The organism is Aquitalea aquatica (assembly GCF_013911085.1).
Taxonomy (GTDB): Bacteria; Pseudomonadota; Gammaproteobacteria; order Burkholderiales; family Chromobacteriaceae; genus Aquitalea; species Aquitalea aquatica.
Window position 1 is genome coordinate 42,817 of the sequence record NZ_JACERN010000047.1, and the last position, 16,538, is coordinate 59,354.

General features: G+C 61.3%; 15 protein-coding genes. 3 read left to right on the top strand and 12 right to left on the bottom strand.

The features are described 5' to 3' along the window. Window positions 1-322: 322 nt before the first annotated feature. The 3 genes from H2Z84_RS20790 to H2Z84_RS20800 all read right to left on the bottom strand — a co-directional run bounded on the left by H2Z84_RS20790 (window position 323) and on the right by H2Z84_RS20800 (window position 3,339). Window positions 323-1,405, bottom strand: a complete 1,083-nt coding sequence (locus tag H2Z84_RS20790) for a carbonic anhydrase (RefSeq protein WP_258869516.1) — start codon at window positions 1,403-1,405, stop codon at window positions 323-325. A gap of 219 nt (window positions 1,406-1,624) precedes the next feature. Further along, a complete protein-coding gene (locus tag H2Z84_RS20795) occupies window positions 1,625-2,497 on the bottom strand; it encodes a DMT family transporter (RefSeq protein ID WP_181837681.1) in 873 nt (290 codons plus the stop codon). Window positions 2,498-2,712: 215 nt separating this feature from the next. Further along, the gene (locus H2Z84_RS20800) at window positions 2,713-3,339 is read right to left on the bottom strand and encodes a short chain dehydrogenase (protein WP_181837683.1); all 627 of its coding nucleotides are present in this window, start codon (window positions 3,337-3,339) and stop codon (window positions 2,713-2,715) included. Window positions 3,340-3,583: 244 nt separating this feature from the next. Between H2Z84_RS20800 and H2Z84_RS20805 the strand changes: the two genes are divergently transcribed. After that, the gene (locus H2Z84_RS20805; protein WP_181837685.1) at window positions 3,584-4,522 is read left to right on the top strand and encodes a LysR family transcriptional regulator; all 939 of its coding nucleotides are present in this window, start codon (window positions 3,584-3,586) and stop codon (window positions 4,520-4,522) included. A 123-nt stretch (window positions 4,523-4,645) separates the two neighbouring features. After that, complete coding sequence (locus tag H2Z84_RS20810) at window positions 4,646-5,827, top strand: FAD-dependent monooxygenase (RefSeq protein ID WP_181837687.1); 1,182 nt, start codon at window positions 4,646-4,648, stop codon at window positions 5,825-5,827. A 45-nt stretch (window positions 5,828-5,872) separates the two neighbouring features. Here the strand turns inward: H2Z84_RS20810 and H2Z84_RS20815 are convergent, their stop codons facing one another. The 6 genes from H2Z84_RS20815 to H2Z84_RS20840 form a co-directional block, all read right to left on the bottom strand. Then, window positions 5,873-7,465 (bottom strand): 5-guanidino-2-oxopentanoate decarboxylase, encoded by a 1,593-nt coding sequence (locus H2Z84_RS20815; protein ID WP_181837689.1) that lies wholly within the window; start codon window positions 7,463-7,465, stop codon window positions 5,873-5,875. 27 nt (window positions 7,466-7,492) lie between these two features. After that, window positions 7,493-8,677, bottom strand: coding sequence for a pyridoxal phosphate-dependent aminotransferase (locus tag H2Z84_RS20820; protein ID WP_181837690.1), 1,185 nt, complete (start codon window positions 8,675-8,677; stop codon window positions 7,493-7,495). Window positions 8,678-8,701: 24 nt separating this feature from the next. Then, a complete protein-coding gene (locus H2Z84_RS20825) occupies window positions 8,702-9,397 on the bottom strand; it encodes an ABC transporter permease (protein ID WP_181837691.1) in 696 nt (231 codons plus the stop codon). A gap of 14 nt (window positions 9,398-9,411) precedes the next feature. After that, on the bottom strand, window positions 9,412-10,122 hold the full coding sequence (locus tag H2Z84_RS20830) for an ABC transporter permease (RefSeq protein WP_181837692.1): 711 nt from the start codon (window positions 10,120-10,122) through the stop codon (window positions 9,412-9,414). A gap of 78 nt (window positions 10,123-10,200) precedes the next feature. Further along, complete coding sequence (locus H2Z84_RS20835) at window positions 10,201-10,971, bottom strand: transporter substrate-binding domain-containing protein (RefSeq protein WP_181837693.1); 771 nt, start codon at window positions 10,969-10,971, stop codon at window positions 10,201-10,203. A 138-nt stretch (window positions 10,972-11,109) separates the two neighbouring features. Beyond that, window positions 11,110-11,904, bottom strand: coding sequence for an ABC transporter ATP-binding protein (locus H2Z84_RS20840; protein ID WP_220272935.1), 795 nt, complete (start codon window positions 11,902-11,904; stop codon window positions 11,110-11,112). Between the two features lie 329 nt (window positions 11,905-12,233). Between H2Z84_RS20840 and H2Z84_RS20845 the strand changes: the two genes are divergently transcribed. After that, window positions 12,234-13,664 (top strand): sigma-54 interaction domain-containing protein, encoded by a 1,431-nt coding sequence (locus tag H2Z84_RS20845; protein ID WP_181837694.1) that lies wholly within the window; start codon window positions 12,234-12,236, stop codon window positions 13,662-13,664. Between the two features lie 74 nt (window positions 13,665-13,738). On the opposite strand, the gene H2Z84_RS20850 is transcribed toward H2Z84_RS20845, so the two are convergent. The 3 genes from H2Z84_RS20850 to H2Z84_RS20860 form a co-directional block, all read right to left on the bottom strand. Next, on the bottom strand, window positions 13,739-14,689 hold the full coding sequence (locus tag H2Z84_RS20850) for a PDR/VanB family oxidoreductase (protein ID WP_181837695.1): 951 nt from the start codon (window positions 14,687-14,689) through the stop codon (window positions 13,739-13,741). Window positions 14,690-14,713: 24 nt separating this feature from the next. Beyond that, window positions 14,714-15,838, bottom strand: coding sequence for an aromatic ring-hydroxylating oxygenase subunit alpha (locus tag H2Z84_RS20855; protein ID WP_181837696.1), 1,125 nt, complete (start codon window positions 15,836-15,838; stop codon window positions 14,714-14,716). Between the two features lie 253 nt (window positions 15,839-16,091). Then, entirely contained in the window at window positions 16,092-16,436 is a 345-nt protein-coding gene (locus H2Z84_RS20860; protein WP_181837697.1) for a YgiW/YdeI family stress tolerance OB fold protein, read from the bottom strand. Window positions 16,437-16,538 lie beyond the last annotated feature (102 nt).

Sequence of the window (16,538 nt, forward strand, 5' to 3'; positions counted from 1 at the left end):
CCGCGCCATTTTTGTAATTAAGCCACTACAAAAATGTCAATTAATCTGTACGGTAAAATTGTCAGACAGCCTTTGTTTTCAAGGCATCGTCTTAATTAAGGCCAGATTACTCTCTTTATTTAGCCAGCGTTTTGCGCCAGGCCAAACCTGCACAGTAATTTCATCGCTCAATTGAATAAACCGAGCGCCCGCATGAAACAGCAATAGCAACGGTTTGTAGCGGCTGGCTTACAGCAAGGCTCAGCGACCTGCCGCAAAAACAAAAACCGCCACGGCGCAATGGCGCGGTGGCGGTGGATGGGACAAAGCCGCAGGCGGGTGTTCAGGGCATGAAGCTGTACTTGAAATACTGGCCTTGCTTCATCAGCTCGCGGATCCGGGCTGGTGCGGTTTCGCCGTTCAGATTGGTGATGATCAACTTGCCAGCCCCCTGGTGCAGATCGTTGCGGAAGTCGTAGAACGCCCCCAGCACTGCCAGATGTCCTTGTTCCACCTCACCGGAAAACTTGAGAATGGCGCTTTCCACCTGGTTGTTGATATTGAGCAGCGCGCCATCGGTAGGGTCGATGCCCTGCGGGATATTGATGGTGGCCAGTTCCTTGCGGATGGCCGGCTCCAGCTTGCTGTAATCCGCCGAAGCGGCCTTGATGGCACCGCAGGCGGCATGGCCAACAAAAATCAGCAGCGGGGTATGCAAATGGCGTACCCCATACTCCACCGAGCCTTCTGCGGTGGCCAACTGGTTGCCGATATCGCGCACCATGAACAGGTCATTGACCGCACCCTTGTCCATCACCTCGCTTTGTACCCGCGAATCCGAGCAGGTGACCACGGTGGCGCGCGGTGTCTGCTTGTCGGCAAAGGTCTTGAAGTAGGCGGCCTTGTGCTGTGCCATGTAATCGCTGTTGTCATGCAGGATGGTAGCCACCGCAGTACGCACCTGCAGCACCTCGGAGCCATGTCCATGTTCGTCGTGGCTGCTGCTTTCCTCCGGTTTGCGCGGTGCAGCCTTTGGTTTGGCAACACGGCGTGGCTTGGCCGTACGTTTTGCCTCATGCGCGGCCATGCCCGGTGCATGTACTTCAGGGCTGGGGCCTAGCGGGGTTTTGATCTGCGGCGGAGCAGACTGTTTCACTTCCGGCTGCAGGGCTTCCGGCTCCTTGGGTTTGGCGCGCGCTGCCGCCATGGATGCCGCCAGCTTGCCAGGCAGGATGATGGTTTTTCCAGCGACGGCACCCGCCGCTGGTGACGAAGCAGCCTGCTTGCCGGGCAAAACGATGGGCTTGCCTTGTGCCGCTGGTTCGGCGGCCTTTTCCTCGGCCACCACGCTGCTGGCCAGTACGCCCAAACCCAAGCACATCATGACTGCCTTGTAGACCGTGGTGGTCTGCCACATCTTGTTCATCACGCCTTGCATCCTGTTGTTAGTAAGAGATACCGACAGCCGCAGGCCCTGCCCGAGCCTGGATGCCGGAAGACTTGCCAGCCGCGCGGGTAGACAAGCCTGTACTCTTTTTATGCTGATCTGATCGGCAATGCTGCTATTTCTGCAGACTACCGTCGATACGGTCGACTACCGCTACTCGTCGATATCGGCCAGTTTTTTCCAAACTTAACCCTTCCACTACGCGCTGCGCGGCTTGTTCTGCCCCAGCACCACCCCGCCCAGCACCAGCAGGCAGGCCAGCCACTGGCTGCCCACCAGCGTTTCACCCAGCAACAGCCAGGCCAGCAGCACGGTAAACAAGGGAATCAGATTGATGAAGGCCGAGGCGTGCGCCACCGGCATCTTGCTGACGGCCCAGGTATACAGGCCGTAAGCCCCCAGGGTGACGCAGGCACCCAGATACAGCACAAGCAGGCTGGGCAGCAATGGAAAGTGCGTGGGCCACTGTGCCCACGGCGTCAGCAAGGCCGCGCCGAACCAGATGCTGCCCAGCACGGTCTGCATGCCGGTGATGGCCAGGGCCGAATAGCGGCGCGACAGCCGTTTGGCAATCAGCACATAGCAGGTGGCGCACAGCATGGCGCAGAACTCCAGCAGATTGCCCAGCGCCGGGTGCGGCGCCTGCGCCGAAGCCTGGCCGTCCAGCGTCAGCCACAGCACGCCGACAAACGATACCGCCAGCCCCAGCCAGCTGCGTGGGGTCATTTTTTCGCGCAGGAACAACATGGCCCCCACACCGCTGAGCAAGGGCAAGGTGGCGGTAATCACCGAGGCCTGCGAGGCCGAGGTATTCACCAAGGCCTGCGCTTCGAACAAAAAATACAGACAAGGCTCGGCCAGGCCCATGGCCAGCATCCAGCGCCAGTCACCGCGCTGATAACGCCAGCGCTCGCCACGCTGCCACAGCATGGGCAACAGGCAGCAACTGGCGATGATCATGCGGGCAAACAGCACCGCCAGCGGGTCGAATACGGCAAACACGATCTTCAGCGCAATAAAGGCGCTGGCCCACAACAACATGGCAGTACTAAGCGCAAAGGCGGGCAACATGGGGCAATCCATTGCAAATGATTGACAACCCCCTTCCCGCTTTCTGAAAGGAAAGCGGGAAGGGGGTTGGGAATAGACGGGAAGGCTGCCGAAGCAATAAGGTAGTCGAAAGGCCCGGCTTTGCCGGGTCCAGTGCCATCGCACCCAATCACTTTGTCAGCAGCCTTAACCGCCGGCGGCCATCGCCAGCGGCGGTCATTCTCCCATATCCCGTCCTAGCGCGTGACTTCGGCAAAGACTTCCAGCACCTTGCCGCTCAAGGGCTGGCTCAGGGCACGCAGATAACTCTCGGCAATCTGTTCGCTGCTGATCGACATGAAACCGGCAAAAGCCTCGGCACCGCGTTCATCCCCCGCCACCGGGCCGGGGCTGACCAGATTCACCCGCGCCTGGCCCCACAGCTCCTGCGCGGCCGAGCGAACAAAGGCAGCCAGGCCGGCATTGACCAGGCTGGCGCAACTGCCGCCGTTGATATGTTCACGCTCCAGCAGGCCGGAAGTCAGCACGAACACCGCACCGGCTTTAAGATGACGTGCACCACTCTGCACCAGCCGCACCTGCCCCATCAATTTGTGGTTCAGCCCGTCCTGCCAGTCGGCCTCACTCAATTGCGACAGCGGCTTGAACGGCACATGGCCGGCCGTCACCACCACGGCATCCAGATCAGGATGCGCCTGATACATCGCCTCGATGCTGGCCGGGTCGGTCATGTCCACCTGTACATCCCCGCCCTTGCGACCGCCCACCAGCACCTGATGCTGTGCCGACAGCAGCGCCACCACGGCGCTACCGATCACGCCGCGTCCACCAATGACCAGTACTTTCATTGTCTTGCCTTTCATGATTTGACTATCGTTCTAAAAAACATGCCAATCAATCATACACAGGACAAATTTACAGATTAACCCCTATAAAAAATCTTCAATGTTCAACATAAAGAACAATAAACCAGTAAGCTGCCATGCGAGCGATGCAGGCATCGCCTTCGGAAAATTCTTACTACTGTTCAAAAAACGGGGCTACTCCTATGCTAATATCCTGACAAAAACACTAAAATCCGCTGGCTCACCCACGCACTGTTCTGCCATGAAAACAAGCTCCACGCCCTCGCCCGATGCCTTGCTGGCCTTTGATGCCCTGGCCCGCAAAGGCAGTTTTACCGCCGCAGCCGATGACATCGGCTGCGCCAAAAGCCGCATCAGCCAGCTGGTAAAAGAGCTGGAGCAAGGACTGGGTACGGTGCTGGTACTGCGTAACACCCGGCGGGTGGCGCTGACCGAAACCGGCCGGCGGCTGGCCGAGCATGCCCGCCAGCTGCGCGAAATGCTGGAGCAGGTGGGGCCGGATATCGAACAGGCCCAGGGCTTGATCGAAGGGCCGCTGCGCATCAGCGCCACCGCCTCCTTTGCCCAGTACCTGCTAGCCCCCATGCTGTCCGAGCTGGCGGCCTGTCATCCGGATCTGGAACTGGAACTGCGCGCGGAAAACCGCCTGCAAGACCCGATCAACGACGGTGTGGACTTTTGCATCCGCTCGCGCAATGTGCACGACGACCGGCTGGTGGCCAAGCCGCTGGGCTTTGTCTGGGAAGCGCCCTACGCCTCACCCGACTACCTGGCCAAGGCCCCACCGCTCAACAGCCCGGACGATCTGTGCCGCCACCGCATCCTGCTCAACAGCCACCATGTCTACGGACGGGAATGGCGGCTGGAAAAAGATGGCGAGCTTAAATCCATCACCACTCGCCCCATGCTGGTATGCGACCAGTACGCCTCGCTGATTTCCGGGCTGATCGCCGGCCACGGCGTGGCCCTGCTGCCGCACTATGTGGCCAGCCATTATCTGGAGAGCGGCCATCTGGTGCGCGTATTGCCCGGCTGGCAGGGTGGCAGCTGGCCGGTGTACCTGGTGTTTCCCTATCGCCAGCCCTTGCCGAAAAAATACGAGGCTTTCATCCAGCATGTCACCCCGCGCCTGCGCGCCGTACTGGAAGAGCGCCCGCTGTATTCGGGCGAAAAACCCTGAAACAGCCCCCGCTGGCTGGCGCAGCCTTGATCCAGACCAAAGCGGCCGGCGACGGGCTTTGCCACAATCGCGCGTCATCAGTGCAACGAGAATCAGGCGCAAATGCGCCCAATGAGGCTGGCAATGGAATACGTGGATATTTTGATCGTGGGTGGTGGCATGGTGGGCAGCGCCCTGGCCACGGCCCTTAGCGGCAAGGGTTTGAGCATTACCGTGCTGGAACAGGCTGCACCGCAGCCCTTCGATCCGGCGCAAGCCCCGGACCTGCGGGTTTCGGCCATCAGCCCGGCTTCGGCCAGCCTGCTGGACGGGCTGGGAGCCTGGCAGCACATCCTCGCCATGCGCGCCGCCCCCTACCGCCGCATGCAGGTGTGGGAAGACCAGGAAAGCAACGGCACGCTGTTCGATGCCGCCGAAGCCGGCGTGGAGGCTCTGGGCCACATCGTGGAAAACCGCATCGTGCAGTTGGCCACCACCGCCTGCCTGCAGCAAAAAAGCGATATCCGTTACCTGTGCCCGGCGCGCATCACCGCTATTGTTTACGAACCCAAGGCCTCGCGCGTCACCCTGGAAGATGGCACCATACTGGTCGCCCGCCTGCTGGTTGCCGCCGACGGTGCCCGCTCGCAGGTACGCGATGCAGCCGGCATCGGCATCACCAGCTGGGACTACCCCATGCATGCGCTGGTGGCCAGTTGCGAAATGGATTACGGCCAGCAGGACATCACCTGGCAGCGTTTCACCGCCACCGGCCCGCAGGCCTTCCTGCCGCTCACCGGCAGCCACGCCTCACTGGTGTGGTACAACACGCCAACCGAGGTCAAGCGACTGCTGGCGCTGTCGGATGAAGCACTGGTGTCGGCCTTTTGCGCCAACTTCCCGCAGAAGCTGGGTGGCATCCGCCAGTTGCTGGCACGCGGCTCCTTCGCCCTTACCCGCCGCCATGCCGCCTGCTATGTAAAGGACGGCGTGGTCCTGGCCGGTGATGCCGCCCACACCATCCATCCCTTGGCGGGCCAGGGTGTGAACCTGGGCTTTCAGGATGTGGCGGTACTGGCCGAGGTCATCGGCCGTGCCGTCAGTGAAGGCCGCGACTTTGCCGATGCCAGCGTACTCAAGCGTTACGAGCGCCGCCGCAAACCGGCCAATCTGGCGATGCAGACCAGCATGGATGCCTTCTGCTATGGCTTTTCCAACAATATCGGCCCGCTCAAGGCCGCTCGCAAGCTGGGGCTGAAACTGGCAGACAAGGCTGGTCCGCTCAAGCGCGAAGTCATCCGCTACGCGCTGGGGCTGCCACGCTGAATACGGTGGTGGCCACATGGCCACCATCCTTGCCTTCTCCTGTGGCTAGACCTCGTACAGCTCGATCAGTGTCGGCTGCCGGCGTTCACATGCGGCCTGCACCAACGGGGCCAGTGCCTCGCCCACTGACAGTCGCTGCGCCTGCCAGCCATAGCTGCGCGCCAGTGTGACAAAGTCGGGATTGTGCAGATCCACTCCCAGCGTAGCCACTTCAACGGCCTGCATGGCGGCCTTGATTTCGCCGTAGCCGCCATTGTTCAACAACACCAGCACCACGCAGGCCCCGCACTCCAGCACGCTGCCCAGTTCGGCCAGGGTGAACTGGACGCCACCATCACCCGCCAGGCAGATGACCGGCTCACCGCTGGCCAACGCCGCACCAAGCGCTGCCGGCAGACCATAACCCAGCGCGCCAAAACCCACCGAGGCATTGAACCAGCGCTGCACCGCCGGTGCGGCATAGCCCATATTGCCGGCATACACCTGGCGGGTAGAGTCACCCACTATCAGCGCCTGTGGCACAGCATCACGCAGCTGCTGCAGCAAGGCGATATCCTGCCGCATGCCGGCGGGCAGCTCTTTCCATGCGGCCTGTGCAGTCTGCTGCACCCGCCCCGCCTCCCAGCGGGAGGCCACCGCACCGGCCGGCCACTGCTCCAGCAACTGCCGCAAGCTGGCTGCGCAGTCGCCCAGCAGGGGCAGGTCGGCCGTACGGTTGCGGAACAGTTGCTGAGCATCGATATCCAGCCGGATCAACACCCCCGGAATGGCAAAGCCACCATCGACATAGGCGTCGTAATCGGTCTGCCCCAGTTCGGTGCCCAGTGCCAGTACCACATCGCTGTCGCGCATCAGCTGCCGCGCCGCTTGGCTGGAGGCGCTGCAGGACAAGCCCAGCGGATGCTCCGGCGGCAGCACGCCACGGGCATTGATGGTCATCAACGTTGGCGCTTGCAGGCGCTCGGCCAGTTGACGGATTTCCGCTGCCGCCGCCACCGCCCCGCCGCCGACCAGCAACAGCGGACGGCGCGCGCCATGCAATAGCCGGGCCGCCTGCGCCAGCGCCGCCGCCTCGGCCACACTGCGCCGCAGCCGTGGCAGCCGGGCAGGCACCGCTGGCAGCCCATCGGCCGCCGCCGACATCAGGTCGAGCGGAATCTCGATATGCACCGGCCGGGGCCGCGCACCATCGAACACAGCAAAGGCCCGTGCCAACACCTGTGGCAATTCTTGCGGGCGGGTAATGGTGTGGCTGAAGGCGCTGACCTGACTGGCCAGTGCCTGCTGATTCGGTAGCTCATGCAAATGGCCGTTGCCCGAGCCCAGCTTGCCCAGTGCGTTGACGCCGGAAATCACCAGTATGGGAATGGAGTCGGCATAGGCCTGCCCCATGGCGGTCAGGATATTGGTCAGGCCGGGGCCGGTAATCACCAGACACACCCCCGGCTTGCCACTGACTCGCGCATAGCCATCCGCCATGAAGCCCAGGCTCTGCTCGTGTCGCGCCGTCACATGACGGATGGGGCTGTCCGCCAGCCCGCGATACAGCTCCACCGTGTGCACGCCAGGAATGCCGAATACCGTGTCCACGCCATAGCCGGCCAATAATTCGGTCAGATAAACACCTACTGTTTTCATGCTTGCATGCTCCGCACTCGCTAAAGTTCAGGCCGGCTGCACCTGCAGGCTGGCAACAAAGCTGGCAATCCGGCGGCAGGCTTCCGCCAGCCGGGCCTCGTCCAGCACAAAGCCCAGCCGCAGAAAGCCACTGGCGATATCACCGAAAGCGCTGGCATCCAGCACCGCCACGCCGGTCTGGCGGAACAAGCGCCAGGCAAAATCCTCGGCAGCCAGGCCGCTGTCACGTACGTCGATCAGCATGAACATGCCGGCCTCGGGCAACTGGCAGCGCAGGCCGGGAATATTGCTCAGCAGCCGATAGCAGACATCGCGGCGGCGGCGATAGGTTTCGCGCATGGCCGGCACGATGCTGTCCCGCTGCAGTACCGCCAGCAGCGCAGCCTCCTGGATAAAGCCTGGCAGGCCATACAACATGCACAGCGCCAGCCGGCCCAGATGCCCCACCAACTCGGCCGGGGCCACCACCCAGCCCATGCGCCAGCCAGCCATTGCATGGGATTTGGACAAGCTGCCGATAGTGACGGTGCGCTCGGCCATGCCGGGCAAGCTGACCATGCTCAGATGCGGCTGCTCGAAAGTCAGACCGGCATACACCTCGTCCGACACCACCCACAAGTCGTGCTGCTGCGCCAGCGCGGCGACCTCTTCCAGCTCGGCCCGGCTCATCACCGCCCCGCTGGGATTGTTGGGCGTGGCGAGGAAAATGGCACGGGTACGCGGGGTGATGGCCGCCGCCAGCGCACCGGGGCGCAGATGAAAGCCGCGCTCCACATCCACCGCTACCGGCACCAGTGTTGCACCGCTGGCGCGGATGCTGGCCTCATACGTCAGGTACATCGGCTCGGGCACCAGCACCTCGTCGCCGGGCTGGCACAGGCAGAGTGCCACGGCGAAAAGGCCGTTCTGCGCGCCGGCCACCACGATGACCTGTTCCTCGCTCACCATCTGCCCGGTTTGCTCGCTGTGCATGGCCGCCAATGCCTGGCGCAGGGCCGGCCTGCCACTGACATCGCTGTAGTGGGTGTCTCCCGCCAGCAAGGCGCTGACGGCCCGTTCGCTGATGCTGGCCGGGGTGGCAAAGTCCGGGTCGCCTACGCTGAGGATGAATACCTCCTCGCCACGCGCCTGGGCCTGCTGCGCGGCATAGTGGATTTGCCAGGCGTCGGTGCGTTTGCCGGCCAGCCGGTCTACCAGACTGGAATAATGCATGCTGCACTCCTTGAACTAGAGGGGCTAGAAAGCGTTCCGGACTGGCAGGCGCATCTCCAGCCGCTTGAACAGTCGCTCGATCAGCATGGCCAGCAGCAGATAAATCAATGCCATGACCAGCAGGGGTTCATACGTGAGGAAGGTCTGATTGCGGATCAGGTTGGCCACGCCCAGCGCATCCATCACCGCCACGGTGGAAGCCAGCGCAGTGGACTTGAGCAGCATCACCGACTCGCCCGCCAGCGTGGGCAGCAGGATGAAGATGGCCCGTGGCAGCCAGATGCGGCGGATCATCAGCAGCCGCGGCATGCCCAGCGCCCGCGCGGCTTCCAGCTCACCCTTGGGCACGCCACGCAAACCACCCTTGATCACCTCGCCGACATAGCCGGCCACGCTCAGCGTGAGTGCCAGCGCCACATACCAGAAACCTTCGCGCAGATAAGGCCACAGCCAGCTGTCACGCAGCAGCGGAAAACTGACAAACAGGCTGCCCACGCCGTAATACATCACGTAAATCTGCACCAGCAGGGGCGTGCCACGGATCAGATTGGTAAAGGACAGACTGAGCCAGGCAATGAAAGGCTGGCGCGACAGCCGGCCAAACCCTACCAGCACCGCCAGCGCAAAACCCAGCGTCCCGGCAATCAGCAATAGCTGCAGGGTGGTCATCACCCCCAGCACCATCATCCGGCCATACTCTCCCAGCCATTCGAAATTCATGGTGTGCTCCCCGTTCAGTGCGCTGGCATCCAGCGGCTGATACGCCGGTCAAACCGGCTGAACAGCAGGTTGGACAACAGGGTGATCAGCAGATACACCGCAGCCACCGCCAGATAAAACAGCAAATATTCGCGAGTGGAACCGGCCGCCTGCTTGGTGGTGAACAGCAGCTCGTTGTAACCCACCACGCTGATCAGGGCGCTATCCTTGATCAGGATCAGCCACAGATTGGACAGCCCACCCAGCGCGTAGGGCAGCATTTCCGGCAGGATGATGCGCTGCACGATCATGTGGCGCGGGCAGCCAAAGGCGCGGGCAGCTTCCAGATGGCCGGTGGGGATGGACTGCACCGCGCCCCGGATGATCTCCGCGGCGTAGGCACCCTGCACAATGCCCAGCACCACCACGGCGGCCATGAAGCCGTTGATGGGGGCCGGTCCCTGATCCAGCTGCGCCAGCACCCAGTTGATCAGGTCGCCGCCGGCGTAATACAGCAGCAGGATCAGCAGCAGCTCCGGCACTGCCCGGCACACCGTGGTGTAGGCATTGGCCAGCCGCAACAGCAGCCCGTGGCGGGTCATCTTGATCATGGCCACCAGCAGGCCGATACACAGCCCTACTGAAAATGCGCCCAGTGAAATCTGCAGCGTCACCAGCGCGCCCTGCAGCAAGGCGCAGCCCCAGTCCAGCACCACGGCATCGAATGCCTTGGTCAACCATTCCATGCCATTTCCTTTCGCATAAGACCTGCTCGTCCTGACCACGAGGCAGGGCAGCCCAGGCAGCCCCTGCCCTGCGCCGGCTTATTTGACGGAAATGTCCACCTTGAAATATTTCTTCTGGATGGCGTTGAAGCTGCCGTCCTGGCGCAGCTTGAGGATGGCATCGTCAAACTTGCGCTTGAGCACGACATCGCTCTTGCGCAAACCCGCCCCTACGCCGGGACCGAAAATGGGATCGCGCGGTGCCATGCCCTTGGACTCCAGCGCGGCACCATCCTTGCTCTTGAGGAAATCGCTGGCAGCCAGCGCGTCCAGCAGCATCACATCCACCCGGCCGGCGGCCATGTCGGCATTCAGCTCGTCCTGGGTGTTGTAATACTTGATACTGGCTACCTGCCCATAACGCTTCTTGATGTAGTCGGCATTGACGGTGGACGACTGCACCCCGATCACCTTGCCCTTCAGCCCTTCAGGCGTCAGTGTCAGCTTGCTGGCCTTGGGGGCCACGTATTCGGCATCGGTGTAGTAATAAGGCTTGCTGAAGGCAATGACCTTTTCCCGCTCCGGGGTAATCGACATGGAATTGAAGATGACGTCGATCTTCTTGCTGTTGAGCGAGGGGATGATGCCGTCCCAGGCCACCTCGGTGATCTGGCACTTTTCCTTGATTTCCTGGCAGATGCGCTGCACCAGCTCGACTTCAAAGCCGCTCCACTGGCCGGAGCTTTGCTTGATGGAAAATGGCGGATAAGGCTCGGCGGCAATACCCACCTTCAGCGGGCCGGCCAGTGTGGCGGCAGCCGGCAGGCTACAGGACAAGGCAAGGCAAATACGCAGCATTGTGGTTTTCATGTCTATCTCTCCATAGGGTGGGTGAAGCGATGCGGACGGGTACGGCCAACAACAGAAATGCGTGATCACTACAGCGCAGCTGGCCCCGTGCCGCCTTGTACCAGCGGCTGAAGTGGCCACAGCGCGTGCCATGCGCAGTCAGGCACGGCAGAACTGCGCATTGACGAACTGGCGGCAGCGCTCACTGCCGGGGTTTTCAAATACCTGCCGTGCCGTGCCGGCTTCTTCGATACAGCCCTGGTGCAGAAACATCACCTTGCTGGACACATCGCGGGCAAAGGCCATCTCATGGGTTACCAACACCATGGTGCAGCCATCCTGTGCCAGATCGCGGATCACCTTGAGCACCTCACCCACCAGTTCCGGGTCCAGCGCCGAGGTCGGCTCGTCAAACAGCATCACCGAAGGCCGCGTCGCCAGGGCACGGGCAATAGCTACCCGCTGCTGCTGACCACCGGACAGAAAAGCCGGATAGCTGTGGCGCTTCTCCGCCATGCCCACCTTGGCCAGCAGCGCTTCGGCCAGGGCGATGGCTTCGCCGCGTGGCTGGCGCAGCACGCGAATCGGCACCTCGATCAGGTTTTCCAGCACGGTCATGTGTGGCCACAGATTGAAGCTCTGGAACACCATGCCCAGCCGGGTGCGCATGCGGTCCACCTGGGGCGGATCGGCCAGCACGGTCTGGCCATGGCGGTTGGTCTTCAGAGCGACCTCTTCGCCGGCGATCAGTACCTGGCCGCTGTCGGGAACCTCCAGCATGTTCATGCAGCGCAGCAAGGTACTCTTGCCAGAACCGCTGGCACCGATCAGCGACACTACGTCGCCGGTCTGCGCGGTAAAGGACACGCCCTTGAGTACTTCCTGCGCGCCAAATCGCTTGCGCAGATTGCGGATGTCGATGATCGGCGCGACAGCAGCCGCGCCTTGGGGCATGAAGGTATCGGACAAGCTGGCTCTCCCCTGAGTGAACAGCAGCACGGGACAGATCGTGGTGCTGCATGGTGGCATGCACTGCCTTCAGCACGTTTCATGCCACCTGCCATCCCAGATAAAAACTATTAAAAACAAGGCACTACAATAATCAACTATTGCTGATTTCCTGCATTTGCGTGAATAGTTGCGAAACTGCCAGAAATTCAGCAGCCCGCCATGGTCAGCATCGCGCCCCGGCTCACCCACTAGGCGTACAGATTGTCCCCAAGCAGGAGAAGACGTGGTATCAATAGGCAAAACAAGAAGAAGTCACATCGGAGGAGGAGTTCATGGACAGCCAACTGGCGTCTGCCATTTCCATTTTCATGGAATTTCTGGACGCACTGCCCCAGCCGGTCGCTATCGTCGATGCTGCGGGTAACTATGTGTATTACAACGAAGAAAGCGCCCACATCGACGATTACCAGGCCGCCCATGCCCTGGGTAATCCGGTGCTGCAGATCTATCCGCAACTGAACCAGCACAGCAGCACCCTGTTGCAGGCCGCGTTCAAGGGCAAGCGCTATCACAACCAGTACCAGCTGTACTACAACCCCGGCGGCAATCCGGTACACCAGGTGCATACCACCCTGCCCTTGCAGAACAGCGGCGGAGACATCATTGGTGCCATCGAGATTTCCCGCGACCTGTCAGTCATCAACCACCTGCATGAGCAGTTCATCGACCTGCAGCAAAAGCTGCACGGCCAGCAGCCACCGGGAGATGATGGCATCGTCACCTGCGAGCCGGAAATGCAGAAGCTGATTCATCAGGCACAACGGCTGGCCAAGACCGATGTACAAGTGCTGATCTACGGTGAAACCGGCACCGGCAAGGAGCTGTTCGCCCGGCTGCTGCACACCCACAGCGAACGGGCACGCCAGCCCTTCCTGGTGCTCAACTGCGCCGCCATGCCCGAGCCGCTGTTTGAAAGTGCCCTATTCGGCACCGTGAAGGGCGCCTTTACCGGCGCCGAAGACCGCAAGGGCCTGCTGGAAAGCGCCCATGGCGGCACGCTGTTTCTGGACGAACTCAATTCGATGCCGATGGCGGTGCAGGGCAAGCTGCTACGCGCGCTGCAGGAACAGACCTTCCGCCGCGTCGGCTCCAGCCAGGAGTGCCGGGTGGATGTGCGCATCATCGCCGCCACCAACGAGTCGCCGCAAACCATGCTGGACAAGCAGCGCATTCGCCCCGACCTGCTCTACCGGCTGAATGTGGGCTATCTCACCATTCCGCCGCTGCGCGAACGCAAGCGCGACATCCCGCTGCTGGCCCAAGCCTTTCTGGAAAAAAACGGCAAGATCACCGGCAACCGCGTCAAACGCATCAGCCCAGCCGTACTGGAGCGGCTACAGCGGCACCGCTGGCCGGGCAATGTGCGCATGCTGGAAAACATCATCCTGCGCAGCCTGATCTTCTGTGAAAATGGCGACGAGCTGGATTTCATCCTGCTGGAAGAAGACGAGCAACAGCTGGAGCCCCTGCCCCCCTGCACCACCACGACGGCGCTCCCGTCTCCACCGGCTGTGGACAACGAAGCCTCAGCCTCGCTGGAAGCCCAGGTAGCCGCTTACGAACGCACCCTGTTGCTGCACTACCTCAAGCGCTATCCGAATCTGTCCGAAGCCGCGCGCCAGTGCGGTCTGCCACGCGCCACCCTGCAATACAAGATGAAAAAGTACGGCATCCGGCTGGCCCAGCAGGTTATCGACGGTTGAATGCAACAAGCCGGTGCCTCCCCGCAAGGGAAGACACCGGCCGCACACCGCGAACCTTGCCAGATCGGGTGGATTTACAGATCCAGCACCAGCCGCTCACAGGCAGCACGTGACACACAGAGCATGACCCGGTCCTGCGCCGCCTGCTCCGCCGCACTCAGATACTGGTCGCGATGCAGGGCCGTCCCTGCCAGCAAGCGGGTCTCGCAAGTGCCGCAATAGCCTTCACGGCACAGGCTTTCGACCTGGATGCTGGTTTGCCGCTGAATGGCGTCCAGCATGCTTTCGTCAGCAGCCACCCGCACTTCGCAGCCGGAACGCGCCAGTTGCACAACAAACTCCGCTCCGCCCGGACTATCCGGCAGGCTAAAGCGCTCGATGTGCAAGCGTCCCTGCTGCGCCACATCTCCTCCGGCTGCTTCCACCGCAGCAATCAGACGCTGCGGCCCGCAGGCATACACATGGCTTGTGGCGCCCACACCGGCCAGCAGCGCCGCCACATCCAGCCTTGCCCCCTGGCTGGCATCATACAGCCGCACCGATGCATGCCCGGCCAGCTCCTCGACAAAGGCTGCCTCAGCCGGCGAGCGGTAAGCGTAGTGCAGCTGGAAATCCTGCTCCCGGCCGCGCATGGCCGCCATATGGGCGATAAAGGGGGTAATGCCGATACCGGCGGCAATGAACAGCAAGGATTCCGCTCCCGGCTGCAGGGCAAACAGGTTGGCCGGGGTGGTGAGTTCCAGCCCGGCACCCGGCTGCAGGCCATGCAGCCAGGCCGATCCGCCACGCCCACTTGCCTCAAGCTTTACCGCAATATGCAGGCTGCTGCCGTCATAGCTGGCATCCAGCAGCGAATAGGCATTGACCGGACTATCCGCGCTGCTGCCGGCCCGCAGCAGCAAGTGGCTGCCAGAGCTAAATGCAGGATAGCTCGCGTCAGCCGGCTGCAGGGTCAGCGCCCTGATATCCCGTGCCAGCCACTGCGTCGCCAGCAGGTGGCCTTTCATCCAGCGAATCTGGCTCATGCTGCCTCCTTGTTCCGCATGGTTTTACTGACGGTAGCATTGCGCCACCATGCGGTGGAAATAGGCGATGCCGTGCTCGCTGATGCCACTGAGGCTATCGTCCACCATGATGCGCCCCTGGCCGCGGTAACCGCGCGATTGCAGACCGCGCTGCACGCTTTCCACCAGTCGCAGATCCTCCGGGCGGAAGGTCTGGGTCGCCCAGGTGATAAAATTGCGCTGCTCCGGCGTCACCTCCTTGCTGGGCATCAGCACCTCGTAGTACTGCACCGTCAGCCCCGCCGACACCGGGTACTCGTAGATCACCGTCATGGTGTCATCGCCCGGCACCACGTTGAACATGACACAGGGCCATACCCAATAACCGCTGAAAGCCTGGTTGGCGACATCGCCATCAAAGGAATATCCCTGGCTGGATGATTTGGAATGGCCGTGTTGCAAGGTCCAGCGGCCATGGAAGGTATGGGTGTAACTGGCGCTGTCCACCGAACTGGAAAAGCCGGGATGGGCCGGCGCACAGTGGTAGCACTCCATGTAGTTGTCGACAATCACCTTCCAGTTGGCCGGCGTATCGGTAATCGTGCGCGAAGCCACCTGCAGGCTGGCCACATTGGGACAGACGCTGTGCAGATGCTCGGCCAGCCCGGCCAGCGCGGTTTCCACGGCTTCGGCCTGCATGTCCATATTGATGAAGACAAAGCCGCAGTATTCCGCCACCTGTACTGGTGTCAGCCGGTAATCTGCCTTGTCGAAATGGGCCACATTTTCGCAATTGCGCGCCACCGCCAGCTCGCCATCCAGCTTGAAGGTCCAGGCGTGATAAGGACAGCTGACGACATTCTTGGCAATGCCGCTGTCTTGCAGCAACTCGTGCCCGCGGTGTGGACAGACATTGTAGAAAGCCCGCAACACACCATCCCGCCCGCGTACCACCAACAGGTTTTCTCCGGCGATGCGGCGTGTGACATAGGCGTTGTTTTCTGCCAGTTCGCTGCCGTGGCAGAAACACAGCCAGGACTTGGCAAAAATCTGCTGTTTTTCGTAGTCGAACACCGCATCAGAAGTGTAATAGCGAGCAGGAAGCGTGTAAGCGTGGCTCATGTCCTGGCAAAAATCATCCGGCAAATCCATTCCGATATCGCGCTGCATCACAGTCTCCTGGGTTGGCTTGCTCAGACGCTGGTCACCAAGCGGCACCAGTTGAGCGTGCTGAGCATTTAGCAGCTTGCATGCCAGCCACAAAATAAAGTCAAGTCATTGTATTTATTAAAAATAATGACAATGCCGCAGGAGAAAATTTCAGGCAACCACGGGAAAAATCATGAATCTGCCAGTTTTCCGGCAGCCAGAAATAGCAAAACCGGACCTGGGTCCGGTGATGTCAGGAGTAATACGCGATGGTTTAAGGCAGGATTTCCATCTTCTTGACATCAATCTTGCTGCCAGAGAATTCCTTATCTACCTTGCCCTGCAGACGGACTTTGCTTTGCGCGGTAAATTTTTCAGCCGGCAGATACTTGCTGTCAATTTCCACTTTTGCCGTACCGCTGGCATCCTTGAACTCATAATGCTTGCTATCGATCTGGCGGACGATATTGCCCTCCAGCATGACGCGGCTGTCATCGGCAGCCTGCAGCGCCTTGGCAACGGTGGTGAGCGCCGGAGTGCTGCCTTCGCCAACAAACTCGGCATGCGCGCCAAGTGGCAGCAGGGCGGCGATACTCAGCATGGCAAGAATTTTTTTCATGATCTGTCCTTGTATGGATGGAAAGTGCTCCACCATTTAAGTCTGACGAGCTTAAGCCATGCTTAAAGCAGCCATCAGCCAAACCCATCCTTTAGATCCGCC